Here is a 17,961-nt window from a genome sequence, read left to right as displayed (position 1 = left end):
CGCGTCGCATAGGGTTGACGGCTGCCCAATGCACGTCAGAAGGGGGTCTCGGTGGCCGCGCAGGATGCCGCTGTCGATTCGTTGCGGGACCGGGAAATCGGTGTCGAGCAGGAACATCTCGACCGTGTGTACCACCGCCTTGAGGAGAAGATCCACGAGGCGGAATTTCTCATGAGTGATGCCGTCAAACGCGGCCAGGTCGGGACACCGGGAGCACTCGCCGAACGCGACGCCCAGGTGTTCCGGGCCGGAATCCACCTCAACCGGCTGAACAGCGAGTTCGAGGACTTCCTCTTCGGGAGGATCGACCTGCTGCTCGGCAAGGACGGTGAGCGCGGCCCCGACGGCGCGTTCACCTCCGTCGAGCCGGCCGACGACGCAGTACGGGAGGACAGCACCGCAGACATCGCGGAGACGCTGCACATCGGCCGGATCGGGGTCCTCGACTCCGACTACGCGCCACTGGTCATCGACTGGCGGGCGCCGGCCGCCGCGCCCTTCTACCGGTCCACGCCGAAGGAACCGGGCCGGGTGGTCCGCCGCCGCGTCATCCGCTCCAAGGGCCGCCGGGTCCTCGGCGTCGAGGACGACCTGATGCGCCCCGAGCTGACCGGCTACCTGGAGGGCGAGAAGCTCCCCGTGGTGGGGGACGGGGCGCTGATGGCGGCGCTCGGGCAGGCCCGCAGCCACACCATGCGGGACATCGTCTCCTCCATCCAGGCCGAGCAGGACATGGTGATCCGGGCGCCCGCCGCCTCGGTCACCGAGGTCTCGGGCGGCCCCGGCACCGGCAAGACCGCGGTCGCCCTGCACCGGGCCGCCTACCTGCTCTACCAGGACCGGCGGCGCTACGCGGGCGGCATCCTCGTCGTCTCACCGACGCCGCTGCTGGTCGCGTACACCGAGGGGGTGCTGCCCTCGCTCGGTGAGGAGGGCCAGGTCGCGATCCGCGCGGTCGGCTCGCTGTCGGACGAGGCGGCCGGCATCGAGGGCGCCACCACCTACGACGAACCGGCCGTCGCCCGGATCAAGGGCTCCTCCCGGATCCTGCACGTGCTGCGCAAGGCGGCCCGCGGGGCGCTGGAGCAGCCGGTGCTCCGCCCGCCCGCCGAGGACGCGGGCCAGCTGGCGTTCGGCGACGCGGAGGAGGTCCCGAAGGAGGCCGTCACGCCCACCCGGCTCCGGGTGGTGGCCTTCGGCGCCCGGGTCGAGCTCAACGAGGACGAGCTCCGGCGCATCCGGAACAACGTCCTGAGCGGAACCGCACCGGTCAACCTGCTGCGCCCGCGCGCCCGCAAACTGCTGCTGGACGCGCTGTGGAGCAGGTCGTCCGGCCGGGGCCGCTACACCGATCCGGAGCTGGCCGTCGAACTGCGCTCGTCGTTCGACGAGGACGTCTCCACCGAGACGCCGTTCATCGCGTTCCTGAACGCCTGGTGGCCCGAGCTCACCCCGCGCGGGGTGCTCGCCGCGATGTCCGACGAGAAGCGGCTCGCCCGCTGGGCGCGGCGGACCCTCAACCAGGGCGAGGTGCGCCGGCTCGCCCGCTCCCTGAAGCGCCTCGACAGCGCCGGTCAGGGGCCGCTGTCCGTCCACGACGTGGCGATGCTGGACGAGTTGCAGCATCTGATCGGCACCCCGAACCGGCCCAAGCGCAAACGCGAGTTCGACCCGCTGGACCACCTCACCGGTCTGGAGGAGCTGATGCCGCAGCGGGAGGAGACCCAGTGGGAGCGGGCCGAGCGGCTCGCGGCGGAGCGCACGGAGTACGCGCACGTCATCGTCGACGAGGCGCAGGACCTCACGCCCATGCAGTGGCGGATGGTCGGCCGCCGGGGCAGGCACGCCACCTGGACGATCGTCGGGGACCCGGCGCAGTCCTCCTGGTCCGATCCGGACGAGGCGGCCGCGGCGCGCGACGAGGCGCTCGGCAGCCGCCCGCGCCGGAACTTCACGCTGACCGTCAACTACCGCAACCCGGCGGAGATCGCCGAGCTCGCCGCCAAGGTCCTCGCGCTCGCGATGCCCGGCATGGAGTCACCGGCCGCCGTCCGCTCCACGGGTGTGAGGCCGCGCTTCGAGACCGTACGGGACGGTGATCTGGCCGGGACCGTGCGGGAGGAGGCGCGACGGCTGCTGGCCGAGGTGGACGGCACCGTCGGCGTCGTCGTCGCGATGAACCGGCGGGCACAGGCCCGTAAGTGGCTCGCGGAGCTGGGCGAACGGGTGGTCGCGCTCGGCAGCCTGGAGGCGAAGGGCCTCGAGTACGACGCCACGGTGGTCGTCTCGCCCGCGGAGATCGCGGACGAGTCCCCGGCGGGGCTGCGGGTGCTGTACGTCGCGCTGACGCGGGCGACGCAGCAGCTCACGGTCGTCTCTGGGGAGCGGGACCTGCCCGACGAGGACGGGGTGCCGGACCTGCTGAGGGACTGACGCCCGGCCGCCGCGGCAGCCGGCGAGGGAGCCTCTTCGGAGTCAACCCGCGCGGAGGGAATCACTTCTCCGGGGTGTTTGTTAGCCTGGAGTCGGCATCGGCTCGATCCAAGCCCCCGGGCCCAACCTTAGTCGCTTCGAGCGACCACTTGCCGCGAGGCGAGCATGGCGGGCCGGTGCCGCTTAACCGAAGAAGACAGACCCGCGTCACCTCCCGGTGACGCGGGTCTGTTTCTGTTTACGGGCCCACCGGCATCCCGGAGGTGACCCTTCAGGGGTTCCGCTGGAGCCCCCATATCTCGTATGGTGGAAACAACTTTCCGAAGTGTGGCAGTCATTACCGGCTACCCACCGGTAGGTGCGAATATCTGAAGGCGTGTGCGGGTCTGATCCTGATTTCGGACCCGGCCGCGTAGCAATGAAGCTAAGGAAAGCGAAGGACTCGGCCATGGCAACGGCGCCCAGCGTCTCGTACTCGATGACGGTCAGGCTGGAGGTGCCCGCGAGCGGCACAGCGGTCTCCCAGCTCACCACGGCCGTGGAGTCCTCCGGTGGTTCGGTCACCGGCCTCGACGTGACCGCTTCCGGCCACGACAAGCTCCGGATCGACGTCACGATCGCGGCCTCCTCCACCTCGCACGCCGACGAGATCGTCGAAGGCCTGCGCGACATCGACGGCGTCGTCCTCGGCAAGGTGTCCGACCGTACGTTCCTGATGCACCTCGGCGGCAAGATCGAGATGCAGTCGAAGCACCCCATCCGCAACCGTGACGACCTCTCGATGATCTACACCCCCGGTGTGGCCCGGGTCTGCATGGCGATCGCGGAGAACCCCGAGGACGCCCGCCGGCTCACCATCAAGCGCAACTCCGTCGCAGTCGTGACGGACGGCTCCGCGGTGCTCGGCCTCGGCAACATCGGCCCGATGGCCGCGCTCCCGGTGATGGAGGGCAAGGCGGCCCTCTTCAAGCGGTTCGCCGGCATCGACGCCTGGCCGATCTGCCTGGACACCCAGGACACCGACGCCATCGTCGAGATCGTCAAGGCGATCGCCCCCGGCTTCGCGGGCATCAACCTGGAGGACATCTCCGCGCCGCGCTGCTTCGAGATCGAGGCCCGGCTGCGCGAGGCCCTGGACATCCCCGTCTTCCACGACGACCAGCACGGCACCGCCATCGTCGTCCTGGCCTCGCTGACCAACGCGCTGCGCGTGGTGGGCAAGGCCATCGGGGACGTACGAGTGGTCATGTCCGGCGCCGGGGCGGCCGGTACGGCCATCCTGAAGCTCCTCCTCGCCGCGGGCGTCAAGCACGCGGTCGTCGCCGACATCCACGGCGTGGTGCACGCCGGCCGCGAGGACCTGGTCTCCGCCGACGCCGACTCGCCGCTGCGCTGGATCGCGGACAACACCAACCCGGAGTCCGTCACCGGCACCCTCAAGCAGGCCGTCGTGGGCGCCGACGTCTTCATCGGCGTCTCGGCCCCGAACGTGCTGGACGGGACCGACGTCGCGGCCATGGCGGACGGCGCGATCGTGTTCGCGCTCGCGAACCCGGACCCCGAGGTCGACCCCACGGTCGCCCGCGAGACGGCCGCGGTCGTGGCCACCGGCCGCTCCGACTTCCCCAACCAGATCAACAACGTCCTGGTCTTCCCCGGCGTCTTCCGCGGACTCCTGGACGCCCAGTCCCGGACCGTCAACACCGAGATGATGCTCGCCGCCGCGCGCGCCCTCGCCGGTGTCGTCGCGGAGGACGAGGTGAACGCGAACTACATCATCCCCTCGGTCTTCAACGACAAGGTCGCCGGAGCGGTCGCCGGAGCGGTCCGGGACGCCGCCAAGGCGGCCGGCGCGACTGTGACGGGTCCCACGTCCGTCTGATGTCCGGCGCGTCGCGGGTCGCGGCGCCCCAAACGCCCCTTTAGGGTGGGCGGGCGACGCGTCCCGCAGAGCCCCGCAATCGCTGCGGACCGCTTTCGGGGAGTCGACGGAACGTCACCACGACGAGGCAGTGGCGCTTTTCGTGTGACTCCGGAGGGTGCCGGATTGGCTTTCCCGCCGCAGGTGGGGGCAGGATACTTTCCCAAGGACTTCGTCCGGGGGGAGACCCCACGGGGCGCGAGGGTTCTTACACGGACCCGAGTCCGGGGACTGTCCGAGGGCCCTGGCAGCATCGGCTTCGATCTCACGCCTCACAGGCAAGAAGAACACGGGAGTAACAACATGAACCGCAGTGAGCTGGTGGCCGCCCTGGCCGACCGCGCCGAGGTGACTCGCAAGGACGCCGACGCCGTGCTGGCCGCGCTCGCCGAGACCGTCGGTGAGATCGTCGCCAAGGGCGACGAGAAGGTCACCATCCCCGGCTTCCTGACCTTCGAGCGCACCCACCGTGCCGCTCGCACCGCTCGTAACCCGCAGACCGGCGACCCGATCAACATCCCGGCCGGCTACAGCGTGAAGGTCTCCGCGGGCTCGAAGCTCAAGGAAGCCGCCAAGGGCAAGTAACAACCCCCTGGTACGACGAAGGGCGGTCACCCCGACCAGGGTGGCCGCCCTTCGGCGTACGGGCCGCAGAGAGCCGTTTGCGGGCCTCTGTGCGGGTACGGAGGCGCTCCCCGGGGGCTCGCCGCCCCCGGGGACCCGGCTCAGACGAGTGAACCGCCCGGCAGCTCCACCTTCGCGCCGAGCTTCTCCAGCTTGTCCATGAAGTTCTCGTAGCCCCGGTTGATCAGGTCGATCCCGTGCACCCGGGACGTCCCCTGCGCCGCCAGGGCGGCGATCAGGTACGAGAAACCGCCGCGCAGGTCCGGGATGACCAGATCCGCGCCCTGCAGCTTCGTCGGCCCGGAGACGACCGCGGAGTGCAGGAAGTTGCGCTGGCCGAAGCGGCAGTCGGAGCCGCCCAGGCACTCGCGGTAGAGCTGGATGTGCGCGCCCATCTGGTTCAGCGCCGAGGTGAAGCCGAGCCGCGACTCGTACACCGTCTCGTGCACGATCGACAGGCCGGCGGCCTGCGTCAGCGCCACGACCAGCGGCTGCTGCCAGTCGGTCTGGAAACCGGGGTGCACGTCCGTCTCCAGCGCGATGGCGTTCAGCGCGCCGCCCGGATGCCAGAACCGGATGCCCTCGTCGTCGATCTCGAAGGCGCCGCCGACCCGGCGGAAGGTGTTCAGGAACGTCATCATCGAGCGCTGCTGCGCCCCGTGGACGTAGATGTTGCCCTCGGTCGCCAGCGCCGCGGACGCCCAGGAGGCGGCCTCCAGACGGTCCGGGATGGCCCGGTGCGTGTAGCCCTCCAGCCGGTCGACACCGGTGATCCGGATGGTCCGGTCGGTGTCCAGGGAGATGATCGCGCCCATCTTCTGCAGTACGCAGATGAGGTCCTCGATCTCCGGCTCCACGGCCGCGTTGGACAGCTCGGTGACGCCCTCGGCCAGCACGGCCGTCAGCAGCACCTGCTCGGTCGAGCCCACCGACGGGTACGGCAGTCGGATCTTGGTGCCGCGCAGCCGCTGCGGGGCCTCCAGGTACTGGCCGTCCGCCCGCTTCTCGATCGTCGCGCCGAACTGGCGCAGCACGTCGAAGTGGAAGTCGATCGGCCGGCCGCCGATGTCGCAGCCGCCGAGCCCCGGGATGAACGCGTGGCCCAGCCGGTGCAGCAGCGGGCCGCAGAAGAGGATCGGGATGCGCGACGAGCCCGCGTGGGCGTCGATGTCGGCGACGTTCGCGCTCTCGACGTGGGTGGGGTCCAGGATCAGCTCGCCCGGTTCGTCACCCGGACGGACCGTCACGCCGTGCAGCTGCAGAAGCCCCCGGACCACCCGCACATCGCGGATGTCGGGCACGTTGCGCAGCCGGCTGGGCCCGCTGCCGAGCAGCGCGGCGACCATTGCCTTCGGCACCAGGTTCTTGGCGCCTCGGACGCGGATCTCGCCCTCCAGCGGGGTTCCGCCGTGGACAAGCAGGACATCGTCTGTGCCGGTCATGAATCTCGCGTTCCGGAGTGGTCGGGCAGGGGGCCAATCGAAAGGGTAATGGCCGCGCACCCCCCTTCCGTAAGAAAGCGGGGGGTACGCGAACGTCATGAATCCGCCACAACACGCTCCGCGTCCTGGATCTCGCGGAGGGTCACCGTCCGCACGGGTGCCCGGCCGTGCGCTCCCCGTGCACCCGTGCGCCCTGAGCTGCGCTCGGGCGCGCAGGGCGGCTGCCGGTCGACTTGGCCCCCACGAACGCCGAACATGCGGGATCATTTCTGGCATGACCGAGGTGTCCTCGCTCACAGGGCGGCTGCTCGTGGCCGCACCCGCCCTGGCGGACCCGAATTTCGACCGCGCGGTGGTGCTGCTCCTCGACCACGACGAGGAGGGCTCGCTCGGCGTTGTCCTGAACCGCCCGACCCCGGTGGGCGTCGCCGACATCCTGCTGTCCTGGGCCGGACTGGCCGGCGAACCCGGTGTCGTCTTCCAGGGCGGCCCGGTCTCCCTCGACTCGGCGCTGGGGGTGGCGGTGATCCCCGGGGAGGAGGGCCCGCTCGGCTGGCGCCGGGTGCACGGGGCGATCGGCCTGGTGGACCTGGAGGCGCCGCCCGAGCTGCTGGCGCCGGCCCTCGGCTCGCTGCGGATCTTCGCCGGGTACGCCGGCTGGGGGCCGGGGCAGCTGGAGGCGGAACTCTCCGAGGGCGCCTGGTACGTCGTCGAGTCGGAGCCGGGGGATGTCTCGTCCCCGCGTCCGGAGGGTCTCTGGAGGGCCGTCCTGCGCCGACAGCGCAGCGAACTGGCCATGGTCGCCACGTACCCGGACGACCCTTCGCTGAACTGATCCGCCGGGCTTTCAGTACGCTTGGCGGTTATGAGCACTCTTGAGCCCGATCGCGGGGCAGGTACGGGAACCCTCGTGGAGCCGACGCCACAGGTGTCGAACGGCGACGGCGACCACGAGCGCTACGCCCATTACGTCCAGAAGGACAAGATCATGGCGAGTGCCCTGGAGGGCACCCCCGTGGTGGCGCTGTGCGGCAAGGTCTGGGTGCCGGGGCGCGATCCCAAGAAGTACCCGGTGTGTCCCATGTGCAAGGAGATCTACGAGTCCATGGGCGCCGGCGGCGACAAGGACAAGGGCAAGGGCGGCAAGGACAAGAAGTAGTAGGCCGACACTTTCTGTCCGCAGCAGCAGAACCGACCTGTCCGGGAGAACCCCCGGGGCACGCAGCCGCGTGCCCCGGGGGTTCTTCGCCGTTCCGGGCCCGCCGCGTCGCACGGGCTGCGCCCGCGGGTCACAGAGTGGTTGAGACCACTTGTCGGCGACTTCGTCTAGACCTACCCTCCTGCAAGTTGTGCAGAACGAAACGCGCGTTGCGTATGTTGCAACGCCTACCGGTAGGGGTCCGGATGAAGCTTTCTGCCCGAATTGCCGCCCCGGCTGCGGCGCTTGTGCTGGCGGGTCTCACCGCCACCGCCTGCGCGCCGCAGACCTCCGACACCGGCGCCAAGGGGGACGAGAAGACCGGCACACTGCGCGTCTGGCTGTTCCAGGAGGTGGGCAACAAGCCCAAGGAGAAGGTCGTCGACGCCGCGGTCGCGGACTTCCGGAAGGCCCACAAGGACGCGAAGGCCGAGATCGAGTACATACCCGTCGACACCCGCGCCCAGCGCGTCAAGGCCGCGTTCAACGACCCCAAGAGCGCCCCGGACCTGATCGAGTACGGCAACACCGACACCGCCGGCTACGTGAAGGACGGCGGACTGGCCGACATCAGCGCCGAGTTCGGCGCGTGGGCGGACGCCAAGGACACCGACCCCACGGCCAAGCAGTCCGTGACGGTCGACGGAAAGATCTACGGGGCCCCGCTCTTCGTCGGCGTCCGGGCGCTCTACTACCGCACCGACGTCTTCGAGGACCTGGGGATCGAGGCGCCCAAGTCCCAGGCGGAGCTGATCTCCACCGCCAAGAAGATCCACAAGAAGAAGCCGGACCTCTACGGGCTCGCGGTGGGCGGCGCGTACACCTACGGCGCGATGCCGTTCATCTGGGCCAACGGCGGCGAACTGGCCACGGGCGGCGGGACTTCGTACAAGGCGGCCATCAACAGCGAGAAGGCCCGCAAGGGCATCGCCGCCTACACCTCGCTCTTCGGCGGCGCCAACTGCCCGGCCGCCAAGTGCGCGGCCATGGGCGGCAACGCGACCGTCACCGCCTTCGCCGCCGGCAAGGCCGCCATGGCCATCGGCGGCGACTTCAGCCACGCGGCCGTCGAGGCGGGCACGGTGAAGGGCAAGTACGCGGTCGTCCCGCTGCCCGGCGTGGCCGAGGGCTCCGTCGCCCCCGCGTTCGCGGGCGGCAACAACATCGGCGTGCTGAAGAGCAGCAAGCACCGCACCCTCGCCGTCGACCTGATGAAGTCGCTGACCGGCAAGGAGACCCAGGCGAAGATGTTCGACGCGATGGGCTTCCTGCCGACGTACACGGACGTGCTGGACGCGGCCGCGAAGAAGGAGCCGTTCGTCGAACCGTTCGTCAGGACGCTCGGCGCGGGCGCCAAGTTCGTCCCCGCCTCGGCCGCCTGGGGCCAGATCGACTCCTCGCTGATCCTGCCGACGATGTTCCAGGAGATCGTCAGCGGCCGTAAGGACGTGGCCGGCGCCTCGGACGACGCGGCGAAGAAGATGGACGCAGCGTTCGCCGCCGCGGGCTGACGATGACGGCGAACAGCACGGCGTACAAGGCGCCGGGCGCACCCGGCACGGGCGGGGCCACCCCCCGTCCGCGCCGGCACCGCCCCCCGGTCTCCCCGGCCCGGCGGTCCGGCTGGACCCCCTGGCTCTACCTCCTGCCCGCGCTCGTCCTGCTGGGCGGGCTGCTGGTCTACCCGATCTACCAACTCGGCCTGATCTCCTTCCTGGAGTACACCCAGGCCCAGGTCAGCGGCGGCGAACCGGCCACCTTCCAGGGGTTCGGCAACTACGCGACGCTCTTCCGGGACAGCCAGTTCTGGCAGGTGCTGGCGGCCACCGTGGTCTTCGCCACCCTGTGCGTGCTGGCTACCCTGCTGGTCGGCTGCGCCCTGGCCGTCCTGCTCACCCGGGTACGGGCCCTGCCCCGGCTCGCGCTGATGATGGCCGCGCTCGGCGCCTGGGCGACCCCGGCGATCACCGGTTCGACCGTCTGGGTCTTCCTCTTCGACGCCGACTTCGGACCGGTCAACCGGGTGCTGGGGCTCGGTGACTTCTCGTGGACGTACGGGCGCTACAGCGCCTTCGCACTGGTGCTCCTCGAAGTCCTGTGGTGCTCGTTCCCGTTCGTGATGGTCACCGTGTACGCGGGCATCCGGGCGATCCCCACCGAGGTGCTGGAGGCGGCGGCGCTGGACGGCGCCTCGCAGTGGCGGATCTGGCGCTCCGTCATGGCGCCGATGCTGCGGCCGATCCTGATCGTCGTCACCATCCAGTCGATCATCTGGGACTTCAAGGTCTTCACGCAGATCTACGTGATGACCAACGGCGGCGGCATCGCCGGGCAGAACCTGGTGCTCAACGTGTACGCCTACCAGAAGGCGTTCGCGTCCTCGCAGTACAGCCTCGGCTCGGCCATCGGTGTCGTGATGCTGGTCATCCTGCTGGCGGTCACGCTGGTCTATCTGCGCCTGGTGAGGCGCCAGGGGGAGGAACTGTGAGCCTGCCGTCCCTGTCGCGCGTCCGCCGGCCCGGCCGGCTCGCCGCCGAGGCGGCGGCGCTGCTGATCGCCGTCGTCGTGGCCTTCCCGCTGTACTGGATGGTGCTCTCGGCCTTCAAGCCGGCCGGAGAGGTCCAGTCCGCGCACCCGAGGCCCTGGACGCTGTCGCCGTCCCTGGACTCCTTCCGCCGGGTCTTCCAGCAGCAGGACTTCGGGCGCTACTTCCTCAACAGCCTGATCGTCGCCGGCACGGTCGTCATCGTCTCCGCGCTGATCGCCTTCCTGGCGGCGACGGCGGTCACCCGGTTCCGGTTCCGCTTCCGCACCACCCTGCTGATCATGTTCCTGGTCGCGCAGATGGTGCCGGTCGAGGCGCTGACGATCCCGCTGTTCTTCCTGATGCGCGACTTCGGCCAGCTGAACACGCTCGGCTCGCTGATCCTGCCGCACCTGGCCTTCTCGCTGCCGTTCGCGATCTGGATGCTGCGCGGCTTCGTCAAGGCCGTCCCGGACGCCCTGGAGGAGGCGGCGTACATCGACGGCGCGAGCCGGGCCCGCTTCCTGTGGCAGATCCTCTTCCCACTGGTCTTCCCGGGACTGGTCGCGACGAGCGTCTTCTCGTTCATCTCGACCTGGAACGACTTCCTCTTCGCGAAGTCGTTCATCATCAGCGACACCTCCCAGTCGACGCTCCCGATGGCGCTGCTGGTCTTCTTCAAACCCGATGAGAACGACTGGGGAGGGATCATGGCAGCCTCGACGGTGATGACCATCCCCGTGCTGGTCTTCTTCGTACTCGTACAGCGACGCCTGGTCTCGGGACTGGGCGGAGCGGTTAAGGACTGACCTCATGGACATGGAACTGATCCCGGCCCCCGTGCGCGCCGGTGGCCCCGGTGACCAGGGCGGGGGCGGATTCGTCCTGGACGCGTCCACCACCATCACGGCGGCGCCCGGCACCGAGACCACAGAGCGCTGGCTGCGCGCCACGCTCGGCGCCGCCTTCGGCCTGTCGCTCGCCCCCGCCGCGGAGGGCGCGGAGCAGTCCGTCCGGCTGCTGACCGACTCCGCCCTGGAGCCCGAGGCGTACCGGCTGACCACCCTGCCCGGCAACAGCGTCGCGATCACCGGGGGCAGCCCCGCCGGGGTGTTCTGGGGCGCGCAGACGCTGCGTCAGCTGCTCGGGCCCGAGGCGTTCCGCCGGGCGCCCGTGGACGGCGCCGCCCGGCCCGGCTTCGGGTTCACCGACATCGAGGACGGACCGCGCTTCGGCTGGCGCGGCATGATGCTCGACGTGTCACGGCACTTCATGCCCAAGACCGACGTCCTGCGCTACCTCGACCTCCTCGCCGCCCACAAGCTGAACGTCTTCCACTTCCACCTCACCGACGACCAGGGCTGGCGCATCGAGATCAAGCGCCACCCGCGCCTGACCGAGGCCGGCGCGTGGCGCTCGCGCACCAAGCACGGCCACCGGGCCTCCGAACTCTGGGACGAGACCCCGCACGGCGGTTTCTACACCCAGGACGACATCCGCGAGATCGTGGCGTACGCCGCCGCCCGGCACATCCGGGTCGTCCCCGAGATCGACATCCCGGGCCACTCGCAGGCGACCATCACCGCCTACCCGGAGCTGGGCAACACCGACGTCATCGACACCACCGCCCTGACCGTCTGGGACGACTGGGGCGTCGCCCCGAACGTCCTCGCCCCCACCGAGCAGACCCTGCGCTTCTTCGAGGGCGTCTTCGAGGAGGTCCTCGAACTCTTCCCCGCCGCCACCTCGCCGTTCATCCACGTCGGCGGCGACGAGTGCCCCAAGGACCAGTGGAAGCGCTCGCCCGCGGCCCAGGCCCGCATCAAGGAACTCGGCCTGGCCGACGAGGACGAGCTCCAGTCCTGGTTCATCCGGCACTTCGACAGCTGGCTCACCGCACGGGGCCGCCGCCTGATCGGCTGGGACGAGATCCTGGAGGGCGGACTCGCCGAGGGCGCGGCCGTCTCCTCGTGGCGCGGCTACGGGGGCGGCATCGCCGCCGCGGAGGCCGGGCACGACGTCGTGATGTGCCCGGAGCAGCAGGTCTACCTGGACCACCGTCAGGACGGCGGCCCCGACGAGCCGATGCCGATCGGTTACGTCCGCACCCTGGAGGACGTCTACCGCTTCGAACCCGTTCCGCCGGGCCTCTCCGAGGAGGCGGCCCGGCACGTCCTGGGCACCCAGGCCAACGTCTGGACCGAGGTCATGCAGAACCGGGCCCGGGTCGACTACCAGGTCTTCCCGCGGCTGGCCGCCTTCGCGGAGGTCGCCTGGTCGGCCCTGCCCGCCCCGGAGGAACGGGACTTCGCCGGCTTCGAGCGGCGGATGACCGCGCATTACGCGCGACTCGACGCGCTGGGTGTCGACTACCGGCCGTCGAGCGGCCCGTTGCCGTGGCAGCGGCGGCCCGGCATCCTCGGCCGCCCGCTCGAGGGAGCGCCCCCGCGCGTGTGAGACCTCTCCCTTACCGGTCCCTTCCCGGTGCTCTCCGGGCTCTCCCGTCGAACTCCGCCGTTCTCCTCCGTTGACACTTCCGTGGAACGGAATAAGTCGTACAAGCTCGCTGAATAGTGGCAATTCGCACTCCACTCCGAAGAGGTGCGAATCGGGATCATCCCCCTGGCCAGGGACGGATACTCCCTTCGCGGACCCTCGCGTCGGGCCGGTCCGAAGATGTGCCAGAGTTGCCACGTCCAGGCTTTGAGCACGTACCGTACGGCGAAACAGACGGGACAGCCGGGACACCGGGAAGGGGCAGCTGGGTTGACCACGCAAGCACCGCAGGCGACGCAGTCCGTCACGCTGCCTGCCTCGCTGGACGAGGCAGTGGCGGCACTCGGTGCCATGCCTGCCGCCGTCCCCGTGGCAGGCGGCACGGACCTGATGTCGGCCGTCAACAAGGGCCTCCTGCGCCCCTCCGGCCTGGTCGGACTCGGCCGGATCAGCGAACTGAGGGGCTGGCACTACCAGGACGGTCACGCCCTCCTCGGCGCCGGGCTCACCCACGCCCGGATGGGCCGCCCCGACTTCGCCGCCCTCATCCCCGCCCTGGCCGCCTCCGCCCGCGCCGCCGGCCCGCCGCAGATCCGCAACGCCGGGACGCTCGGCGGCAACATCGCCACCGCCGCCCCGACCGGGGACGCCCTGCCGGTCCTGGCCGCGCTGGAGGCCGAGCTGGTCATCGCCGGCCCCGGCGGCGCCCGCCGCGAGATCCCGGTCTCGCACCTGCTGGCCGGCCGCGAGATGCTGGAGCCCGCAGAGCTGATCGGCTTCGTCCGGGTACCCCTGCTGCACGCCCCGCAGGTCTTCCTCAAGGCGACCGGACGCACCGGCCCCGGCCGGGCCACCGCCTCCGTCGCGATCGTCCTCGACCCGGCCCGGCGCGGAGTGCGCTGCGCGGTCGGCGCCATCGCGCCGATGCCGCTGCGGCCGCTGGAGGCCGAACGCTGGATCGCCTCGCTGATCGACTGGGACGGCGAACGGGGCCTGGCGCCCGACGCGCTGGCCGCCTTCGGCGAGTACGTCGCCGCGGCGTGCATCCCGGACGAGCCACCGCCCGCCGACGGGGGAGAGGCGCCACCGCTGTCCCCCGCCGTACTGCACCTGCGGCGCACCGTCGCAGCGCTGGCCCGACGCGCGCTGGGGAGGGCACTGTCGTGAGCAACGAGGACCACACCGAACAGCACGGGGGATGGGAGCCGATCCCCCAGAGCGGTGAGTACGACGGCGAGTCGACCGCCTTCGTCCACCTGCCGCCGGAGGACCTGGCGAACATCCCGCTGGCCGCGCCCGGCCAGGGCTACGTACCGCCGATGATCCTGCCGCTGACCCCGGCCGCCGGGATCGACCCGGCGGCCACCGGCAGCTGGGTCGTCCGGACACCGGACGGGCAGGACAGCCGGGGCGACGGGCAGGACCACGCCCCGGGCGCGGAGCAGCCCGCCCCCGAGGCGGTGCACTGGCCCGACCCGAACCAGCAGCAGGCGCCGTACGGATACCAGCAGACCCCGTACCAGCCGCACCCGCCGGGGGAGCAGTACCCGGACCGGTACCGCGAGGACCGGGCCGCCACCGGCCAGTGGAACTTCGCGGAGTCCGCCGAGTCCGCGGAACCGGCCGGGCACACCGGCCAGTGGCAGATCCCGGTCGCCGACGGCGATCTCCCCGAGGAGTCCGGCGAGTTCTCCCCCTCCGCGGCGGCCGCCTGGTACGCGGACCGCACCCCGCCGGCCACCCTGCCCGGCGGCGCGCCCGCCCCCTGGGCGACGCGCGAGCCCGAACCCCCGGCCGGGGACAACGCCCCGCCGCGGGGGGCGGACCACGACGGGACACCGGACGCGCCGGACGGCGCGGCGGACGCGCACGAAGTCCCGCCGGAGGCAGCCCTCCAGGACGCGTCGCAGCCCGCCATGGAGCACCCCGGCCCGGCCGAACCGGTCACGGAGCCAGGCACGGAGCCGGTGGCGGAACCTGCTGCGGACCCGGTCGCGGAGCCGGTCGCAGAGGACGCGCCGGACACCGGGGCCACGGACGCCGAAGCGGCACCGGACACCGATGTCACGGCCCCGGACGCGGCGGACACGCCCGCCGAAGCCGAAGCCGAAGCCGACGCCACGGATCCCCGAGTCACAGACCCCGCCCCCACCCCCGACCTCGCCCCTGATCTCGACGCCGATCCCGACGTCACGGACCCGGAGGCCGCCCCGGCCCCCCGGCTCGACCTGCCCAGCGAGCACCCCTCCGTCTCGTACGCGCTGCACGTGAACGGCGTCGACCGGCCCGTCACCGACGCCTGGATCGGTGAGTCGCTGCTCTACGTACTGCGCGAGCGCCTCGGCCTCGCCGGGGCCAAGGACGGCTGCTCACAGGGCGAGTGCGGTGCCTGCAACGTCCAGGTGGACGGCCGGCTCGTCGCCTCCTGCCTGGTCCCCGCGGCCACCGCGGCGGGCAGCGAGGTGCGGACCGTCGAGGGCCTGGCCGTCGACGGCGAACCGTCCGACGTCCAGCGGGCGCTGGCCGACTGCGGCGCCGTCCAGTGCGGCTTCTGCATCCCCGGAATGGCCATGACCGTCCACGACCTGCTGGAGGGCAACCACGCCCCCAGCGAGCTGGAGACCCGTCAGGCACTCTGCGGCAACCTCTGCCGCTGCTCCGGCTACCGGGGGGTGCTCGACGCCGTGAACGAGGTCATCGCGGGCCGTGAGGCGGCCTCCGCACCCGCACCGGAATCCGCGGAACAGTCCACGGGACAGTCCACGGGACAGCCCACGGAACAGTCCGCGAAACAGGACGAGGCACGCATCCCGCACCAGGCGCCCCCCGGCGCGGGTAGTGTGCAGGCCCATCTGCAGGACGGAGGCATGGCGTGAGCAACGACGCAGCCACCGCGGGCGGCGCGACCCACACGGCGATCAGCATCCCCTCACTGGACGGGCCCGACGGCCCCGAGGGCGAGCAGCCGGTGTTCGGCCTCGGCGCCTCGCTGCCGCCGGCCGACGCCCGCCCCAAGACCGAGGGCACCTTCCCGTACGCCGCCGACCTGTGGGCCGAGGGACTGCTCTGGGCGGCCGTGCTCCGCTCCCCGCACCCGCACGCGCGCATCCTGTCGATCGACACCTCGGCCGCCGTAGAGATGCCGGGCGTACGCGCGGTCGTCACCCATGAGGACGTACCCGGCGAGAGCGCCTACGGACGCCGCGTCGTGGACCGTCCCGTCTTCGCCTCCGAGCTGGTCCGCCACCACGGCGAGCCGATCGCCGCGGTCGCCGCCGACCACCCCGACACCGCCAGGCTGGCCGCCGCCGCCATCGCCGTCGAGTACGAGGTGCTGGAACCGGTCACCGACCCGGAGAAGGCCTTCGCCGCGGAACCGCTGCACCCCGACGGCAACCTGATCCGCCACATCCCGCTGCGCTACGGCGACCCGGAGATCGTGGGCGAGGTGATCGTCGAGGGGCTGTACCGCATCGGCCGCCAGGACCCGGCGCCGATCGGTGCCGAGGCCGGGCTCGCCGTGCCCCGCCCCGACGGCGGCGTCGAGATCTACACCGCCTCCACCGACCCGCACACCGACCGCGACCTCGCCGCCGCCTGCTTCGGCCTCGAACCGGACCGGGTGAAGGTCGTCGTGACCGGCGTCCCCGGCGCCACCGGCGACCGCGAGGACCCCGGATTCCAGCTCCCGCTGGGGCTGCTCGCCCTGCGCACCGGCTGCCCGGTCAAGCTGGCCGCCACCCGCGAGGAGTCCTTCCTCGGCCACGCGCACCGCCACCCGACGCTGCTCCGCTACCGCCACCACGCCGACGCCGAGGGCCGGTTGGTGAAGGTCGAGGCGCAGATCCTCCTCGACGCGGGCGCGTACGCCGACGACTCCTCCGAATCGCTGGCCGCCGCCGTCGCGTTCGCCTGCGGCCCCTACGTCGTCCCGCACGCCTTCATCGAGGGCTGGGCCGTCCGTACGAACAACCCGCCGTCCGGCCACGTCCGGGGCGAGGGCGCGATGCAGGTCTGCGCCGCGTACGAGGGCCAGATGGACAAGCTGGCCGCCAAGCTCTCCCTCGACCCGGCCGAACTGCGGCTCCGCAACGCCCTGTCCACCGGCGACATCCTGCCCACCGGACAGACCGTGACCTGCCCGGCCCCCGTCGCGGAACTCCTGCGCGCGGTACGGGACTTCCGGCTCCCCTCGCTCCCCAAGGACTCCCCGGAGGACGACTGGCTGCTCCCGGGCGGCCCGGAGGGCGCGGGCGAACCCGGCGCGGTGCGGCGCGGGGTGGGCTACGCGCTGGGCATGGTCCACATGCTCGGTGCGGAGGGCGCGGACGAGGTCTCCACGGCGACGGTCCGGGTCCACGACGGGGTCGCCACCGTCATCTGCGCCGCCGTCGAGACGGGCCAGGGCTTCTCGACACTGGCCCGCCAGGTCGTCCAGGAGACCCTGGGCATCGAGGAGGTCCACGTGGCCTCCGTCGACACCGACCAGCCCCCCGCGGGACCGGCCACGCACGGCCGTCACACCTGGGTCTCGGCCGGAGCCGTTGAACGCGCCGCGAAGATGGTCCGCACCCAGCTGCTCCAGCCGTTGGCCCACCAGTTCGGCATGTCCACCGAACTGCTCCAGATCGCCGACGGCAAGATCACCAGTTACGACGGGGTGCTCTCGACGACCGTCATGGAGGCGATGGACGGCAAGGAGCTCTGGGCCACCGCCCAGTGCCGCCCCCACCCCACGGAGCCGTTGGACGAGTCCGGCCAGGGCGACGCCTTCGTCGGCCTCGCCTTCTGCGCGATCCGGGCCGTGGTGGACGTCGACATCGAGCTCGGCTCGGTCCGCGTCGTGGAGATGGCCGTCGCCCAGGACGTCGGCCGGGTCCTCAACCCGTCCCAGCTGGCGACCCGGATCGAGGCGGGCATCACCCAGGGCATCGGCACCGCCCTCACGGAGAACCTCCGCACCGCCCGCGGCCTCATCCGCCACCCCGACCTCACGGGTTACGCCCTGCCGACCTCCCTCGACGCGCCGGACATCCGCATCGTCCGACTCGTCGAGGAGCGCGACGTGGTGGCCCCGTTCGGCGCCAAACCCGCCTCCGCGGTCCCCGTGGTGACCTCCCCGGCCGCGGTGGCGGCGGCGGTCCGCTCGGCCACCGGTCGCCCGGTCAACCGCCTCCCGATCCGGCCGCAGGCAGCGGTGGCGACGGTCAGGTCCTGAGCCCTGCGGGGCACGGAGCCTGCACCATCACGGGGGCACGGCACTTCGCGACTGCTCGTCCCCGGTCCTGAGTACGCGTACTCAGGGCCGGGGACGAACGTGTCT

The 17,961-nt window shown here is 71.5% G+C and carries 13 protein-coding genes; 12 read left to right on the top strand and 1 reads right to left on the bottom strand.

Annotated elements, in window-relative coordinates:
• Positions 1 to 51 precede the first annotated feature (51 nt).
• The 3 genes from OG892_RS14540 to OG892_RS14530 all read left to right on the top strand — a co-directional run bounded on the left by OG892_RS14540 (position 52) and on the right by OG892_RS14530 (position 4,939).
• Entirely contained in the window at positions 52 to 2,433 is a 2,382-nt protein-coding gene (locus tag OG892_RS14540; protein WP_328866885.1) for a UvrD-helicase domain-containing protein, read from the top strand.
• A gap of 448 nt (positions 2,434 to 2,881) precedes the next feature.
• Positions 2,882 to 4,315 carry an NAD-dependent malic enzyme gene (locus OG892_RS14535; RefSeq protein ID WP_073738174.1) on the top strand — a complete coding sequence of 478 codons (1,434 nt, stop codon included), beginning with the start codon at positions 2,882 to 2,884 and terminating at the stop codon, positions 4,313 to 4,315.
• Positions 4,316 to 4,657: 342 nt separating this feature from the next.
• Entirely contained in the window at positions 4,658 to 4,939 is a 282-nt protein-coding gene (locus OG892_RS14530; protein ID WP_003968811.1) for an HU family DNA-binding protein, read from the top strand.
• A 140-nt stretch (positions 4,940 to 5,079) separates the two neighbouring features.
• Here the strand turns inward: OG892_RS14530 and murA are convergent, their stop codons facing one another.
• Positions 5,080 to 6,420, bottom strand: coding sequence for a UDP-N-acetylglucosamine 1-carboxyvinyltransferase (gene murA / locus OG892_RS14525; RefSeq protein WP_073738175.1), 1,341 nt, complete (start codon positions 6,418 to 6,420; stop codon positions 5,080 to 5,082).
• A gap of 274 nt (positions 6,421 to 6,694) precedes the next feature.
• Between murA and OG892_RS14520 the strand changes: the two genes are divergently transcribed.
• The 9 genes from OG892_RS14520 to OG892_RS14480 all read left to right on the top strand — a co-directional run bounded on the left by OG892_RS14520 (position 6,695) and on the right by OG892_RS14480 (position 17,856).
• A complete protein-coding gene (locus OG892_RS14520) occupies positions 6,695 to 7,255 on the top strand; it encodes a YqgE/AlgH family protein (RefSeq protein WP_073738176.1) in 561 nt (186 codons plus the stop codon).
• Between the two features lie 30 nt (positions 7,256 to 7,285).
• Entirely contained in the window at positions 7,286 to 7,579 is a 294-nt protein-coding gene (locus OG892_RS14515) for a DUF3039 domain-containing protein (RefSeq protein WP_073723799.1), read from the top strand.
• A 245-nt stretch (positions 7,580 to 7,824) separates the two neighbouring features.
• Positions 7,825 to 9,129 carry an extracellular solute-binding protein gene (locus OG892_RS14510; RefSeq protein WP_371629372.1) on the top strand — a complete coding sequence of 435 codons (1,305 nt, stop codon included), beginning with the start codon at positions 7,825 to 7,827 and terminating at the stop codon, positions 9,127 to 9,129.
• A 2-nt stretch (positions 9,130 to 9,131) separates the two neighbouring features.
• On the top strand, positions 9,132 to 10,106 hold the full coding sequence (locus OG892_RS14505) for a sugar ABC transporter permease (RefSeq protein ID WP_328866887.1): 975 nt from the start codon (positions 9,132 to 9,134) through the stop codon (positions 10,104 to 10,106).
• Complete coding sequence (locus tag OG892_RS14500) at positions 10,103 to 10,951, top strand: carbohydrate ABC transporter permease (protein ID WP_073738179.1); 849 nt, start codon at positions 10,103 to 10,105, stop codon at positions 10,949 to 10,951. The genes OG892_RS14505 and OG892_RS14500 overlap by 4 nt, the downstream gene beginning before the upstream one ends.
• 4 nt (positions 10,952 to 10,955) lie before the next feature.
• Positions 10,956 to 12,599: a beta-N-acetylhexosaminidase gene (locus OG892_RS14495; RefSeq protein ID WP_371629371.1), complete on the top strand. Its 1,644-nt coding sequence runs from the start codon at positions 10,956 to 10,958 to the stop codon at positions 12,597 to 12,599.
• Between the two features lie 309 nt (positions 12,600 to 12,908).
• Positions 12,909 to 13,805 carry a xanthine dehydrogenase family protein subunit M gene (locus tag OG892_RS14490; protein ID WP_073738181.1) on the top strand — a complete coding sequence of 299 codons (897 nt, stop codon included), beginning with the start codon at positions 12,909 to 12,911 and terminating at the stop codon, positions 13,803 to 13,805.
• The gene (locus tag OG892_RS14485; protein WP_371629370.1) at positions 13,802 to 15,514 is read left to right on the top strand and encodes a 2Fe-2S iron-sulfur cluster-binding protein; all 1,713 of its coding nucleotides are present in this window, start codon (positions 13,802 to 13,804) and stop codon (positions 15,512 to 15,514) included. Before OG892_RS14490 ends, OG892_RS14485 begins: the two co-directional genes overlap by 4 nt.
• On the top strand, positions 15,511 to 17,856 hold the full coding sequence (locus OG892_RS14480; protein WP_073738183.1) for a xanthine dehydrogenase family protein molybdopterin-binding subunit: 2,346 nt from the start codon (positions 15,511 to 15,513) through the stop codon (positions 17,854 to 17,856). Before OG892_RS14485 ends, OG892_RS14480 begins: the two co-directional genes overlap by 4 nt.
• Positions 17,857 to 17,961 lie beyond the last annotated feature (105 nt).

This window comes from Streptomyces sp. NBC_00341 (assembly GCF_041435055.1).
In the GTDB taxonomy this organism is placed as follows: domain Bacteria; phylum Actinomycetota; class Actinomycetes; order Streptomycetales; family Streptomycetaceae; genus Streptomyces.
The sequence above is the reverse complement of the archived record's forward strand: the minus strand, read 5'-3'. Positions and strand labels throughout refer to the sequence as shown.